This window comes from Buttiauxella sp. WJP83 (genome assembly GCF_027594725.1).
Taxonomy (GTDB): domain Bacteria; phylum Pseudomonadota; class Gammaproteobacteria; order Enterobacterales; family Enterobacteriaceae; genus Buttiauxella; species Buttiauxella selenatireducens.
On the sequence record NZ_CP110080.1, the window covers coordinates 1482639 to 1497881 of the forward strand.

Sequence of the window (15243 nt, forward strand, 5' to 3'; positions counted from 1 at the left end):
CATGTCTTGCCTGAATCATGATGAATATGCACACTAATTGAAACGTTTCAGCGTCGTCTTATTTAGTTTCAGGAGTGGGATGGCGCATTTTTTCTCATTACAGCTGAATCGTTTCAATTCAGCAGGAGAGGAGACCCATGTTCCAGTTATCTGTGCAGGACATTCATCCGGGGGCGAGCGCCGGAAATAAAGAAGAAGCCATACGTCAGGTTGCCGCAGCACTCGCGCAAGCGGGCAACGTCAGCATTGGCTATGTGGAAGGTATGCTGGCTCGCGAACTGCAAACTTCCACTTACCTGGGTAATGGTATTGCCATTCCACACGGCACCACCGATACCCGCGATCTGGTGCTGAAAACGGGTGTTCAAGTATTTCAGTTTCCGCAAGGGATCGAGTGGGGCGAAGGCCAAACCGCCTATGTTGCTATTGGCATTGCCGCAAGCTCTGACGAGCACCTGGGTTTACTGCGTCAGCTGACGCATGTGCTTAGTGATGACGACGTTGCTGAACAACTCAAAAACGCAACTTCAGCAGAAGAGCTCCGTGCATTGCTGATGGGCGAAAAACAGTCTGCATCGTTGCTTTTTGACAACTCATTACTGGCACTCGATGTGACTGCCACCGACCTGATGACGCTGCAGGCGTTAAATGCCGGGCGCATCAAGCAGGCAGGTGCGGCAAACACGGCGTTTGTAAGCAATGTCATTTCCAACAAGCCACTTTACTTAGGCCAGGGCATTTGGCTGAACGACAGCACTGAAGGCAACCTTGCCAGTGCTGTGGCAATCAGCCGTCCTGTTACTGCATTTGAAAATGAAGGCCAACCGGTATCGCTTTTGATGACGGTTGCTGTGGCCGACGATCAACCGTTACAGGTGCTTAACCGTCTGAGCGACATGCTGATTAATAATACAGCTGACCGCTTGCTGAATGCGGATGCACCCGCGTTGCTGACGATGCTGACCAGCGATGTCGCTACCGAACAAAACAGCCTGAGCGCAGATTTCCAGATTCGTAATGAACACGGTTTACATGCTCGTCCGGGCACCGTGCTGGTGAACACCATCAAACAATTTAATAGTGAGATTACCGTGACCAACCTTGATGGCACAGGCAAACCTGCCAATGGACGCAGTTTGATGAAAGTGGTGGCACTTGGCGTGAAGAAAGGCCACCACCTGCGCTTTACTGCACAAGGTGACGATGCTGAACTTGCGCTGAAAGCGATTGGTGAAGCTGTTGCAGCCGGTCTGGGCGAGGGGGCAGCATGAGTCGTCGTGTCGCAACTATTACGCTAAACCCGGCTTACGACCTGGTCGGTTACACACCGGAAATTGAGCGTGGTGAAGTTAACCTGGTGCGTACCACTGGCTTACATGCTGCTGGTAAAGGCATTAACGTTGCTAAGGTTCTGAAAGATCTCGGTATCGATGTCACTGTTGGTGGTTTCCTTGGGAAAGACAACCAGGATGGCTTCCAGCAACTGTTCAGCGAGTTGGGAATTGCTAACCGCTTCCAGGTTGTACAGGGCCGTACTCGTATCAACGTAAAACTGACAGAAAAAGACGGTGAAGTCACCGACCTGAATTTCTCCGGTTTTGAAGTGACTCAGTCGGACTGGGATCGCTTTGTTGCAGATTCACTTAGCTGGCTTGGTCAGTTTGACATGGTTTGTGTCAGTGGCAGCTTACCGGCAGGTGTCTCCCCGGAAGCGTTTACCGACTGGATGACCCGCCTGCGTAGCCTGTGTCCGTGCATTATTTTCGACAGCAGCCGTGAAGCGTTAGTTGCGGGTCTGAAAGCGGCGCCGTGGTTGGTGAAACCGAATCGCCGCGAGCTGGAAATCTGGGCAGGCCGTAAGCTTCCGGATATGAAAGATGTGATTGATGCCGCCCACGCGCTGCGTGAACAGGGTATTGCTCATGTGGTTATTTCTTTGGGTGCCGAAGGCGCACTTTGGGTTAACGCCTCCGGTGAATGGATAGCGAAGCCACCAACATGTGAAGTCGTCAGCACCGTAGGTGCCGGGGATTCCATGGTGGGTGGGCTTATCTACGGCCTGTTAATGCGTGAATCCAGTGAACATACTTTACGTCTGGCGACGGCAGTTGCGGCGCTGGCGGTGAGTCAGAGTAACGTCGGTATTACCGATCGCACTCAACTGGCAGCCATGATGGCTCGTGTTGATCTGAAACCTTTTAACTGACAGCAGGAGAGGAACAATGAAAACGCTGCTGATTATCGAACCTGGTCTGGGGCAAGCTCGTGCTTACCTGGCGAAAACGTTACTGGGTTCCGCCGCTCAAAAAGCGCACTTGCAGATTATCGACAATCCGAACGAAGCCGATATGGCGATTGTGGTGGGTACTGCGATCCCTGCTGATAACTCGCTGAATGGCAAAAATGTATTCCTCGGTGATATCGACCGTGCAGTACAACACCCAGAACTGTTTTTAAGTGAAGCAAAAACCAAAGCCAAACCTTACACGGCGCCCGTCAATGTAGCGCCAGTGGCTGCGGCTAAAGGCCCAAAACGCGTGGTTGCGGTAACAGCTTGCCCGACAGGTGTCGCGCATACCTTTATGGCGGCTGAAGCGATTGAAACCGAAGCCAAAAAACGCGGCTGGTGGGTAAAAGTTGAAACGCGCGGTTCTGTTGGCGCGGGTAATGCGATTACGCCTGAAGAAGTGGCTGAAGCGGATTTAGTGATTGTCGCGGCGGATATCGAAGTGGATCTGGCTAAATTTGCTGGCAAGCCGATGTACCGCACTTCAACGGGTTTGGCACTGAAGAAAACCGCGCAAGAGCTGGATAAAGCGGTGGTTGAAGCGACGCCTTTCGTTGCGAATGCCCAGAGTGCTGCGAATGCTAAAGAAGGCAAGAAAGAGGCGGCGGGTGCTTATCGTCACCTGTTGACCGGTGTTTCATACATGCTGCCGATGGTTGTTGCGGGCGGCCTGTGTATTGCACTGTCATTTGCTTTCGGTATTGAAGCGTTTAAAGAACCCGGCACGCTGGCAGCAGCACTGATGCAAATCGGTGGCGGTTCGGCCTTTGCGTTGATGGTGCCAGTTCTTGCGGGTTACATTGCGTTTTCCATAGCAGACCGTCCAGGCTTAACTCCTGGTCTTATCGGCGGCATGTTAGCTGTTAGCACTGGATCTGGTTTTATCGGCGGTATTATTGCGGGCTTCCTCGCCGGTTACATCGCGAAGATGATTAGCACTAAGCTGAAACTGCCAGCCAGTATGGAAGCGTTGAAGCCAATTCTGATCATCCCGCTGTTCTCAAGCCTGGTTGTTGGCCTGGCGATGATTTACCTGATTGGTACGCCGGTTGCGAAAATCCTCGAAGGTTTGACTCACTGGCTGCAAACCATGGGCACCGCGAATGCGGTACTGCTGGGCGCAATTCTTGGCGGCATGATGTGTACCGACATGGGGGGCCCGGTGAACAAAGCGGCTTACGCATTTGGTGTCGGTCTGCTGAGTACCCAAACCTACGCACCTATGGCCGCGATTATGGCTGCAGGGATGGTTCCACCGTTAGCCATGGGCCTGGCAACATTTGTCGCGCGTCGTAAATTCGACAAGGCGCAGCAAGAGGGCGGTAAAGCGGCGATGGTTCTGGGTCTGTGCTTTATCACCGAAGGGGCAATCCCGTTCGCTGCCCGTGACCCGATGCGTGTTCTGCCATGTTGTATCGTGGGCGGAGCGGTAACTGGCGCAATCTCGATGGCGGTAGGCGCAAAACTGATGGCTCCGCATGGCGGTCTGTTTGTTCTGCTGATCCCTGGTGCGATTACCCCGGTTGTGGGTTACCTGATTGCGATTGTGGCGGGTACGTTGCTGGCGGGTCTGTCTTATGCTTTCCTGAAGCGTCCGGAGACAGAGTTAGCGGTTAAAACTGCATAATTTATCGGTCATACGCTAAGCTCCCTGCATTGCAGGGAGCTTTTTTTGTTTAAGCCGTGGCTTCTTCATGTTGCTGTGCTTTTAGCCAGGCAATCTCTTCAGCCCAAATATCCGGGTTAGTCGTTTCCAGAATCATTGGGATCCCGTCAAAGCGGCTGTCACGCATGATCCAGGCAAAAGGCGTATGGCCGATATTGCCTTCACCCAGGCTGTTATGGCGGTCAACTCGGCTCCCAAAGGCACTTTTCGCGTCATTCAGGTGCATACCGCGCAAATATTTAAACCCAACAATACGGTCGAATTCAGCAAAGGTCTTTTCGCAATCGGCTTCAGTACGCAGATCGTATCCCGCAGCAAAAGCGTGGCAGGTATCGATACAAACGCCGACACGGGATTTGTCTTCTACGCCATCTATAATCGCGGCCAGATGCTCAAAGCGGAAACCGAGATTACTGCCCTGGCCCGCAGTGTTTTCAATCACCGCCGTCACGCCTTCAGTCTTATCCAGTGCAATGTTTATCGACTGCGCGATACGCGCCAGGCACTCTTCTTCAGGGATTTGCATCAGGTGACTGCCTGGATGGAAGTTCAGCAGGGATAATCCCAGCTTCATGCAGCGTTCCAGCTCATCAATAAAGGCTTCGCGGGATTTTTCCAGCGCTTCTTCGACGGGATGTCCGAGGTTAATCAGGTAGCTATCATGTGGGAGGATTTGGCCTGGACCGTAATTGTACTTTTCACAGGCACGTTTGAATTGACTGATAACTTCTTCACTCAGCGGCGCGGCGCGCCACTGGCGTTGGTTTTTGGTGAACAGGGCAAAAGCAGTGGCTTCAAGCTCATGCGCGCGAATCGCAGCATTTTCCAGACCACCAGCGGCACTGACGTGTGCGCCAATAAACTTCATCATTCTTCTCCTGTCGTAACCCGCTACCGGGAAACCGTCAATGATAGCGGGTTAGACAGTAAATATCAGGCCATTAAATGGTGAATACCGAGGTTAATCGCGCCACCACCGACGATAAGCCAGATAAACAGCACCAGTGCCATCAACAGTGGGCGCACACCGGCTTTTTTCAGCGCGCTGATGTGAGTCGTTAAACCCAGCGCCGCCATCGCCATGGCTAACAAGAAAGTATCCAGGGTTACCAGACCGTTAACCGCCCAGCTTGGCAGCAGGTGCAACGAGTTAAACATCGCCACAACAATAAACAGCACCGCAAACCATGGGATCGTAATTTTACTTTTCTGTGCCTGACCTGCCGGAGCCATCTGTTTAACGCGCGCTGCCAGGAAAATCAGGAACGGTGCCAGCATCATGACGCGCAGCATTTTCGCAATCACCGCAGCATTTTCAGTCTCAGGGCTAATGGCATGCCCAGCAGCCACGACTTGCGCCACTTCATGCATGGTCGAACCGGTATAAATCCCAAACGTTTCCGGCGTGAACCACTGCGCGACATACGGATACATCATTGGATAAATGAAGATAGCCAGCGTACCGAAAATCACCACCGTTGCGACGGCCACGGTCACTTTGCTGGCTTCAGCTTTTACAACCGGTTCCGTCGCCAGAATTGCGGCGGCACCACAAATGCTGCTACCCGCACCAATTAACCAGCTGGTCTGTTTATCCAGACCAAATACTTTCTGACCCAGCCAGCAGGCGAGGGCAAAGGTGCTGCTTAATGTCAGAACGTCGATAATGACGCCGCTGACACCGACATCTGCAATTTGCGAAAACGTCAGTCGAAAACCATAAAGAATAATGCCAAGACGCAATAAGTGTTGCTTGGCAAACAGCACGCCACCATCACAGTGCTGCCAGATTTTCGGGTACAGCGTATTGCCGATGACCATCCCGCACAGAATGGCGAGCGTCAATGCTCCCAACCCAAGGCCGGCAACGGAAGGAATGTTACCCAACCACAGAGCCAGTGCAGTAATGCTCCCTGCCAGCGCAAGGCCAGGCAGAAAATGCCACAATGAATGTCGATGAGTGGGAATTGATAACGTAGCCATAACCTTCTCCTTTGTGTAGCCGTCATACTTCAAGCCGCAGGTGCGTTGGCTGCGCGCGTTCACCCGAATCACTTACCGGCGTAAGCTCATCGGGTTTCTCGCGCTTGCCGCCTTCCTGCAACTCGAATTATTTTGGCTTTATTGGCAAAAGAATAAGGCCTGCTGGCTTAAAAATAAAATTGATTATATATTTATAACCAATCTGAATAAGTGTTAAGGCGTAACCATCATGCATATCACACTACGGCAGCTTGAAGTTTTTGCCGAAGTCCTCAAAAGCGGCTCGACGACTCAGGCATCACAGATGCTGTCGCTGTCGCAATCAGCGGTGAGTGCCGCACTGTCCGATCTCGAAGGGCAATTGGGGGTGCAGTTGTTCGACCGCGTCGGTAAGCGACTGGTGGTCAACGAACATGGTCGCCTGTTGTATCCGCGTGTGGTCGGGTTGCTTGAACAGGCTGCGGAAGTCGAACAGCTTTTTAAAGAAGATAACGGCGCCATTCGTGTTTTCGCCAGCAGCACCATCGGTAACTATATTCTGCCGGAAATGATTGCCCATTATCGCCGCGATTTCCCTGCACTCCCTCTGGAGATGAGCGTCGGAAATAGTCAGGACGTGATAAACGCCGTGGCGGATTTCCGTGTCGATATCGGTCTGATTGAAGGCCCAAGCCATATGACCGAATTAGTCTCAGAACCCTGGCTTGAAGACGAGTTGGTCGTCTTTGCGCCGCCGAGTGCACCTTTCTTGCAGCAACCCATTACCCTGGAAACCCTGGCACAACAGCCGTGGATCCTGCGTGAAAAAGGTTCTGGTACCCGAGAAATTGTTGATCACTTGCTACTTTCGCATTTACCGAAGTTCCAGCTCTGCATGGAGTTAGGTAATTCGGAAGCGATTAAACACGCCGTACGTCATGGGCTGGGCATTAGCTGCTTGTCACGTCGAGTCATTGAAGAACAGTTAGAGGCGGGAACGCTGGTGGAAGTGCCTGTACCATTGCCACGGCTGGTGAGGACTCTGTACCGCATTCATCATCAGCAGAAGCATATTTCAAACGCATTACAGCGCTTTTTAAAGTATTGCGACGAGTGATTTTCTTTATATAAACTCGGAAATAAATAAAGAGCGGATTTTGGTTAATTTAATGTTGGCTGTTTGTTTTGAGCTGGCATTAAATTTTTCCAAAATCAATATACCTTTATTAAACATCTTTAATTTAAAAATGGTTTGTTATGTTTTATTGAGAGAAGGATTTATTGATGTGCCGTTTAAAAATCGCCCCTTAATATGGCGTTTTTAAATTCAGAGTATTTCTAATGAGCAAACTACTGATTACCGGTGCGACAGGCTTTCTGGGCGGCGCTGTGTTAGCGCGTGCGCTTTCTGATACATCTATTGAATCAATTCTGCTGCTAGTCAGAGCAGACAGCGCTAATGAAGGTGTCGCTCGGGTCAAAAATAACCTGGCTAATTTTGGTTGTAGTGAAACATTACTCTCTCAAATTAATGAAAATAATATATTACTGGGTGATCTGGCTTATTCAGAAAACTTTTTGAATGACGAAAGACTTTCCTCTGTGACTCATGTGATTAACTCCGCCGCCGTCGCGTCATTTGGTGATAATGCGTTAATCTGGAAAGTGAATGTTGAAGGGACACTGAAGTTCGTAAAACGTATGGCCGATGTTTCTGGTTTAGTGCGGTTTGTGCATGTGGGAACTGCCATGTCGTGCGTACCCGAAGCCGGAACCTTGGTCACTGAGAGCATGGCGCGCAAACCGGAAGAAGAGCATTTAGTTCAATACACCTGGTCTAAATCCACCATTGAGCAATTAATGATGGAACACTGCCCGCAGTTGCCATTGGTGATTGCACGTCCATCGATTGTGGTCGGACACAGCGAAGAAGGGTGTCGCCCGTCGAGCAGTATTTTTTGGGTCTTCCGAATGGCGTTAATGCTCGGGAAATTCATGTGCTCGATGGAAGATAAGATTGATGTTATTCCGGTCGATTATTGCGCTGAAGCTCTTCTGCTACTCGCCAGGCGTTCTGAACTGACCGAAAAGGTCTACCACATTTCCGCTGGAGATGCCGGGAGTACCCAGTTTGTTGAAATAGACCGAGCGATGGCATCAGCATTGAATCAAAACCCTATTTATGCCACTTATCAACAGGTTGATTATAGCGAGCTTGTGAAAAATCGTAGGGATTTCAAAGATATTTATGGCCCATGCAACGAGCGTCTGATGCTCAGAGCGATGCGTTTGTACGGGGAATTCTCCATGCTAAATGTGCGTTTTTCGAATAAAAAACTGCTGGATTTGGGCATGTCGCCGCCGCCGCGTTTTGTTGACTACATTAGTCGCTGTGTAGAGACGACCCGCGATTTCAGTATCCCTGAATTAATGAAGGTGGATTTTAAGTAGCAGATCCTACCAGACCGCGTGGGGAAAGGATTCCCGCATATCACGACTGATTTACCCACTCCCTTCAGCACCCCCTATCATAAGTGCCTTGCTTATAATTCCTCCCCGATCATGAAGCTCTCTTATATTTTCGTATTTCTACTATATGTATAAGACTGTTTTGCTACAATCTCGCCTCATTTTTTGGAAGGACCGCAATTTTCTATGGTTTCTCAAGATAAAACAACACAAGCGCCTGGCTTACGACGTGAGCTAAAAGCGCGCCACCTAACGATGATCGCCATTGGCGGATCCATCGGAACCGGGCTATTTGTTGCCTCTGGTGCAACCATTTCTCAGGCGGGCCCTGGCGGTGCGCTACTCTCCTATATGCTGATTGGTCTGATGGTGTACTTCCTGATGACGAGCCTGGGTGAGCTTGCGGCATACATGCCGGTTTCTGGTTCTTTTGCCACCTACGGTCAGCAATACGTTGAAGAAGGCTTTGGCTTCGCGCTGGGCTGGAACTACTGGTACAACTGGGCGGTCACTATCGCGGTTGACCTGGTCGCCGCACAGTTGGTGATGAACTACTGGTTCCCCGATACCCCAGGCTGGATCTGGAGTGCGTTGTTCCTCGGCATCATGTTCCTGCTGAACTACATCTCCGTTAAAGGTTTTGGTGAAGCGGAATACTGGTTCTCACTGATTAAAGTGACGACGGTTATCATCTTTATCATTGTCGGCGTGATGATGATTATGGGTATCTTCAAAGGTGCGCAACCTGCGGGCTGGAGCAACTGGACGATTGGTGATGCACCCTTCGCTGGTGGATTTTCCGCCATGATAGGCGTGGCGATGATAGTTGGCTTCTCCTTCCAGGGGACTGAGCTTATCGGTGTCGCTGCGGGTGAATCGGAAGATCCAGGTAAGAACATTCCACGTGCTGTGCGTCAGGTGTTCTGGCGTATCCTGCTGTTCTATGTGTTCGCGATTCTGATTATCAGCCTGATCATTCCGTATACCGATCCGAGCTTGCTGCGTAATGATGTGAAAGACATCGGCGTAAGCCCGTTCACCCTGGTATTTGAGCACGCAGGTCTGCTGTCTGCAGCGGCTGTCATGAACGCTGTCATCCTGACTGCGGTATTGTCTGCGGGTAACTCCGGGATGTACGCATCAACCCGTATGCTTTACACCCTGGCCTGTGATGGCAAAGCACCACGCATTTTCTCTAAGCTTTCTGTAGGCGGTGTGCCGCGTTATGCGCTGATTGCGACGACAGTCGTTGCGGGTTTGTGCTTCCTGACATCAATGTATGGCAACCAAACGGTTTACCTGTGGCTGCTGAACACCTCAGGTATGACGGGCTTCATCGCCTGGTTAGGTATTGCGATTAGCCACTACCGTTTCCGTCGTGGTTATGTGAAACAAGGCCTTGATCTTAACGATTTGCCGTACGTTTCAGGCTTCTTCCCTATTGGCCCAATCTTTGCCTTCGTTCTGTGCCTGATTATCACTTTGGGTCAGAACTACGAAGCCTTCCTGGCCGACAGAATTGACTGGGCTGGCGTAACCGCAACTTACATTGGTATCCCATTGTTCCTGGCGATTTGGTTCGGCTACAAGATAACTAAAGGTTCTCGTTTCGTGAAATATAGCGAAATGACGTTCCCAAAAACGTTTAAAAAGTAAGAATGTACGATTGAAAAGGGCGCGATTATCGCGCCCTTTTTTATTGTTTGACCCGTCCTGATGACACTACATTAGTGGCTTTTTCCCCGGTTACAACTCCACTTGATACATTACAAATTTTAACAATTTGATTGATAACCATTCTCGTTTAATTTATGGTGTCGCCACGCTTTTCCTCGGCTGGATGTCGATGAGTTAAGCCTGACGTCTGTGGCCAAAGTAGCCAGAGACGCACCAAGGAATGTGAGCGTAGTCCCTTGTTAAAGTTTGCTATTCACCTCATGGAGAAAGGAATGTTAAGGTTGAATCCCATCGTCCGGGGAGGACTTTGCGCGTCAATAATCACTGCTGCGTTTCCGGTTATTGCCGAAGAACGTGAAGACACTATGGTGGTTACTGCGTCTGCTACCGAGCAAAACCTCAAAGATGCCCCCGCCAGTATTAGCGTGATCACTCAAGAAGATCTGAAGAAAAAGCCTATCCAGAACCTGAAAGATGTCTTGCAGGAAGTCCCGGGTGTGCAATTGACCAACGAAGGGGATAACCGCCAGGGCGTCAGTATTCGTGGTCTGGACAGTAGCTACACGCTGATTCTGGTGGATGGCAAGCGTGTGAACTCGCGTAACGCTGTATTCCGTCACAATGATTTTGACCTTAACTGGATCCCGGTTGATGCGATTGAACGTATCGAAGTGGTGCGTGGGCCAATGTCATCGTTATACGGTTCAGATGCATTAGGCGGCGTGGTTAACATCATTACGCGCAAAGTGGGTAAGGCCTGGCACGGCACCGTGACGGCGGATACCACCATCCAGGAAGACCGCGACCGTGGTGATTCTTATAACAGCAACTTCTTTGCCAGCGGCCCGATCATTGATGATCTCCTTGGGGTCAAAGTATATGGCAACCTTGGCAAACGTGAAAAAGACAAACAAGAGCCGTCCAGTACCAGCGCAACGGGTGAAACGCCACGTATCGAAGGCTTCACCACGCGTAGCGGTAGCGCTGAATTTGCCCTGACGCCAACTGAAAACCAGGACATGAACTTTGGTTATGGTTTTGATCGTCAGGACAGGGATTCAGACTCCCTGAACAAAAACCGAATGGAGCGCCAGGATTACTCGATTTCCCACAATGGGCGTTGGGGTTACGGCAATACCGAACTGCGTTTCTATGGCGACAAGATTGATAACCTCAATCCAGGCAACAGCGCGCCAATCACGTCACGCAACAACAGCCTCGACGGTAAACTGGTTCTGCCTTTGGGCGACATTAACCAGTTGCTGACTTTTGGCGGTGAATGGCGTCACGATAAGCTGACTGACCCAGTTAACCTCACCGGCAGCAACAGCACCGAAGCTTCTGCCAGCCAGTACGCCCTGTTCCTCGAAGATGAGTGGCGGATCTTCGAACCGCTGGCGTTGACCACCGGCGTGCGTATGGATGACCACGAAACCTACGGCGACCACTGGAGCCCGCGTGCCTATCTGGTGTACAGCGCGACCGATACCATCACCATGAAAGGCGGTTGGGCAACGGCATTTAAAGCGCCATCGTTGCTGCAACTTAGCCCGGACTGGACCAGCAACTCCTGCCGTGGATCTTGTAAGATTGTCGGTAGCCCAGATCTAAAACCGGAAACCAGTGAAAGCTTCGAACTGGGTCTGTACTTTGCCGGTGATGAAGGGGTGTTGGATGGGGTCTCAGGCAGTATCACCACCTTCCAGAACAATCTCGACGACATGATCGATATTAACCGCACGGCAAACAAAGCTCAGGCACCGTCATATCCTAACTTTGTTGGCTTTGACAGCGCGGGTCGCCCAATTTTCAAATACTACAACGTCAACAAAGCACGGGTTCGCGGTGTTGAAACCGAAGTGAAAGTGCCGTTCAACGATCAATGGAAATTGACGCTGAACTACACCTATAACGACGGTCGTGATTTGAGTGGCGGTGGCAATAAGCCTCTGGCTTCACTGCCATTCCATACCGCAAACGGTACGGTGGATTGGGCACCACTGGATGACTGGTCATTCTATGTTTCTGCAAACTATACCGGCGAGCAACGTGCAACAACCGATGGAGAAGCAACGCCTGGTGGTTATGTGGTGTGGAATACCGGTGCTGCATGGAAGGCGACGAAAAGTGTCAAATTACGTGCTGGTGTGCTGAATCTGGGCGACAAAGATTTGAGTCGTGATGATTACAGTTACAACGAAGATGGCCGTCGTTACTTTATGGCGGTGGATTACTCGTTCTAGTTTTTCCCTTGCTTCCCCTCTCCCTCAGGGAGAGGGGATTGCTTGGCGTTCTCCCTCTCCTGTGGGAGAGGGTCGGGGTGAGGGCAAAATCAGCTAAGCCAAATGCTCCGCATGGAAGCGCAAATGATCTTCAACAAATGAAGAAATGAAGTAATAACTGTGATCGTAACCAGGCTGCACGCGCAACGTTAAAGGCCAGTTTTTCTGGCGCGCAACTTCAGCAAATTGTGCAGGTTGCAGTTGATCCGCGAGGAATTGATCGGCATCGCCTTGATCAATCAGCACGGGGATCGCCTGTGCGCTATCGGCCTGCATCAGTAAACAGCAGCTATCCCACTCGCGCCATTTCTCTTCGTTCTCACCTAAATAAGCGGTAAAGGCTTTTTGCCCCCACGGCACGCGGGTTGGATTCACAATAGGGGCAAAGGCAGACACGGAACAATAACGTCCTGGGTTTTTTAACGCGATGCTTAATGCGCCGTGACCGCCCATGGAGTGGCCAAAAATAGAGGCTTTATCGCTGATACTAAAATTATTGGCAATCACCGCAGGCAGCTCGTCATTAATGTAGTCGTACATGCGGAAATGCTCGGTCCACGGTTGCTCGGTCGCGTTCAGGTAAAAACCTGCGCCCTGGCCGAGATCGTAACTTTCATTATTTGGTACGTTCTCACCGCGTGGGCTGGTATCCGGCATGACCAGCACAATACCCAGTTCTGAAGCCACGCGCTGTGCACCCGCTTTGGTGGTGAAGTTTTCATCGTTACAGGTCAAACCGGAAAGCCAGTACAGAACCGGTGGAGGAGTCGTGCGTGGCGTTGGCAGAAAAATACTGAACGTCATTGGGCATTTCAGTACCGCAGAATCATGGCGCCAGCGCTGCTGCCAGCCTTCGAAACAGCGGTGTTCTTCGAGGAGTTCCACTAAGCAATTCCTTATTTATATTCAAGATCGATGAATAACTTTCACTTCTCCTCAGTCTAGCCATGCGGCATCATGCTGGCAACGAAATCGTAACAATTGGGGGTTGCGTGGCGGCACGTATCGCGTTGACGGGATTTCTGGTGTTGGTCGTCGCAATGGGCATTGGCCGTTTTGCGTTTACTCCGCAAGTCCCGCTGATGATAGCGGAAGGGCAACTGACCTTAACCAGTGCGGGTTTGGTTGCGGCGATTAACTATCTCGGTTACCTGGTGGGCGCGTGGGATGCCATGCGTGCACATCGGCGTGTCGAGCTACGGTTAATGCTCGGTGTCTGGGGGGCGGTGATATTAACGCTGCTGTCAGCCGCCGTAGATGCGGCATTGTGGCACGCACTGATCCGTTTTCTGATTGGCGCAGCAAGCGGCTGGGCGATGGTGCTCATTGCCGCCTGGAGCAATGAGAAACTGGCTCATTTAGGTAAACCCGGTTTAAGTGCTGCGGTTTTCGCAGGCCCGGGAGCCGGGATATTTATCAGCGGGTTGTTGGCCGTTGCGATTCACAGTTACGGTTTATCCGCAAGTCTTGCCTGGTTGGTCTATGGTTTTCTGGCGCTGTTTTTCATCGTGTTGATTGCCCGCAACTTGCCGCGAAAAGGGGAGTTGCATCGACCGGAAACGGCACCTGAACCGTTAGTCTTAACGGCGCAACTTAAACGTCTGGTCTGGAGCTACAGCCTGGCCGGATTTGGTTACATTCTGCCCGCCACGTTTTTATCGCAGATGGCCAGCGTGCGTTTTCCCGGTAGCGCATTTGCGCAATTCGTCTGGCCAATATTTGGCGGGGCGGCGGTGTGTGGCATTTTACTTGGCATTGCCGCACGAGGTTGGCTGCAAACCCATCAGCGGCTGGCGTTGGTGCTCTGGTTACAGGCCCTCGGCGTGTTTGCCTCAGAAATGATCCCGGGTATGACTGGGTTGGTTCTGGGGTCGTTGCTGGTCGGGGGCGGGTTCTTATGTGCGGTGCAACTGTCGTTACAATATGGCCGTGAGCTGGCTCCACAGCATATGCGTTACATGGCGGGACTGCTGACCACTGGTTATGCGCTGGGGCAGCTGGTCGGGCCGATGCTATCGGCAATATCCACATCACTCACCGGCCAACTTGAGCCCGCGTTATACATCGCCGGATTGGCATTATTGATTGGCGGCGGGTTGGTGTGGCGAAGGTATTGACGATTTCAATAATTATCGTTCGCACTACTGGATTATGCGACCGCGCTCACGCACAATGAGTGCACACTTTGCCCCACGTAGGGCCGAGGTCAGCCACACCTGCAGGAGAAAATAGCATGTCATCATTAAGTCCAGAAGCCGCATTGGTTCACGAAGCATTAGTTGCACGCGGCCTGGAAACCCCGCTGCGTCCGCAACTGCGTGAACTGGATAACGAAACCCGCAAACGTCAGATTGCCGAGCATATGACGGAAATCATGCAGTTGCTGAATCTTGATTTAAGCGACGACAGCTTGATGGAAACGCCGCATCGTATTGCCAAAATGTATGTCGATGAGATTTTCTCTGGCCTCGATTATGCCAATTTCCCGAAAATCACCGTCATTGAAAATAAGATGAAGGTCGATGAGATGGTCACTGTGCGCAATATTACGCTTACCAGTACCTGCGAACACCATTTTGTGACTATCGACGGTAAGGCGACCGTTTCTTATCTCCCGAAAGACACTGTGATTGGCCTGTCGAAAATTAACCGTATTGTGCAATTCTTCGCGCAGCGTCCGCAGGTTCAGGAGCGCTTAACCCAGCAAATCCTGATTGCTCTGCAAACATTGCTTGGCACCAACAATGTGGCGGTATCTATCGACGCGGTCCATTATTGTGTGAAAGCCCGTGGTGTGCAGGATGCAACCAGTGCGACCACCACCACGTCGTTAGGCGGGTTGTTCAAATCCAGCCAGAATACACGTCAGGAATTTCTGCGCGCTGTGCGTCATAACTAAC

12 protein-coding genes are annotated in these 15243 nt (G+C 51.2%); 9 read left to right on the plus strand and 3 right to left on the minus strand.

The window, feature by feature from the left end; translation table 11 throughout:
* Positions 1-137: 137 nt before the first annotated feature.
* The 3 genes from fruB to fruA are packed head-to-tail and all read left to right on the plus strand — an operon-like array spanning position 138 to position 3914.
* Positions 138-1271 carry a fused PTS fructose transporter subunit IIA/HPr protein gene (fruB, locus tag OH773_RS06935; protein WP_270144233.1) on the plus strand — a complete coding sequence of 378 codons (1134 nt, stop codon included), beginning with the start codon at positions 138-140 and terminating at the stop codon, positions 1269-1271.
* Positions 1268-2206, plus strand: coding sequence for a 1-phosphofructokinase (gene fruK, locus OH773_RS06940; RefSeq protein ID WP_183269944.1), 939 nt, complete (start codon positions 1268-1270; stop codon positions 2204-2206). Before fruB ends, fruK begins: the two co-directional genes overlap by 4 nt.
* 16 nt (positions 2207-2222) lie before the next feature.
* Positions 2223-3914 carry a PTS fructose transporter subunit IIBC gene (fruA, locus tag OH773_RS06945; protein WP_270144235.1) on the plus strand — a complete coding sequence of 564 codons (1692 nt, stop codon included), beginning with the start codon at positions 2223-2225 and terminating at the stop codon, positions 3912-3914.
* A gap of 49 nt (positions 3915-3963) precedes the next feature.
* Here the strand turns inward: fruA and nfo are convergent, their stop codons facing one another.
* Both nfo and OH773_RS06955 read right to left on the minus strand, forming a co-directional pair.
* A complete protein-coding gene (nfo, locus tag OH773_RS06950) occupies positions 3964-4821 on the minus strand; it encodes a deoxyribonuclease IV (protein WP_270145714.1) in 858 nt (285 codons plus the stop codon).
* Positions 4822-4886: 65 nt separating this feature from the next.
* Positions 4887-5936 (minus strand): YeiH family protein, encoded by a 1050-nt coding sequence (locus OH773_RS06955; protein WP_270144237.1) that lies wholly within the window; start codon positions 5934-5936, stop codon positions 4887-4889.
* Positions 5937-6165: 229 nt separating this feature from the next.
* Between OH773_RS06955 and yieE the strand changes: the two genes are divergently transcribed.
* From yieE to cirA, 4 genes are all read left to right on the plus strand, one after another.
* Complete coding sequence (gene yieE, locus OH773_RS06960; RefSeq protein ID WP_270144239.1) at positions 6166-7032, plus strand: DNA-binding transcriptional regulator YeiE; 867 nt, start codon at positions 6166-6168, stop codon at positions 7030-7032.
* A 224-nt stretch (positions 7033-7256) separates the two neighbouring features.
* On the plus strand, positions 7257-8366 hold the full coding sequence (locus OH773_RS06965) for an SDR family oxidoreductase (RefSeq protein ID WP_270144241.1): 1110 nt from the start codon (positions 7257-7259) through the stop codon (positions 8364-8366).
* A 204-nt stretch (positions 8367-8570) separates the two neighbouring features.
* On the plus strand, positions 8571-10040 hold the full coding sequence (locus OH773_RS06970) for an amino acid permease (RefSeq protein WP_270144243.1): 1470 nt from the start codon (positions 8571-8573) through the stop codon (positions 10038-10040).
* A 293-nt stretch (positions 10041-10333) separates the two neighbouring features.
* Positions 10334-12304 carry a catecholate siderophore receptor CirA gene (cirA, locus tag OH773_RS06975; RefSeq protein ID WP_270144245.1) on the plus strand — a complete coding sequence of 657 codons (1971 nt, stop codon included), beginning with the start codon at positions 10334-10336 and terminating at the stop codon, positions 12302-12304.
* 93 nt (positions 12305-12397) lie between these two features.
* Here cirA and fghA read toward each other — a convergent pair whose 3' ends face one another.
* Positions 12398-13228 carry an S-formylglutathione hydrolase gene (gene fghA, locus OH773_RS06980; protein ID WP_270144248.1) on the minus strand — a complete coding sequence of 277 codons (831 nt, stop codon included), beginning with the start codon at positions 13226-13228 and terminating at the stop codon, positions 12398-12400.
* Positions 13229-13335: 107 nt separating this feature from the next.
* On the opposite strand from fghA, the gene OH773_RS06985 reads away from it, so the two are divergent.
* A complete protein-coding gene (locus OH773_RS06985; RefSeq protein ID WP_270144250.1) occupies positions 13336-14460 on the plus strand; it encodes a YbfB/YjiJ family MFS transporter in 1125 nt (374 codons plus the stop codon).
* Positions 14461-14576: 116 nt separating this feature from the next.
* On the plus strand, positions 14577-15242 hold the full coding sequence (folE, locus tag OH773_RS06990) for a GTP cyclohydrolase I FolE (RefSeq protein WP_270144252.1): 666 nt from the start codon (positions 14577-14579) through the stop codon (positions 15240-15242).
* Position 15243 lies beyond the last annotated feature (1 nt).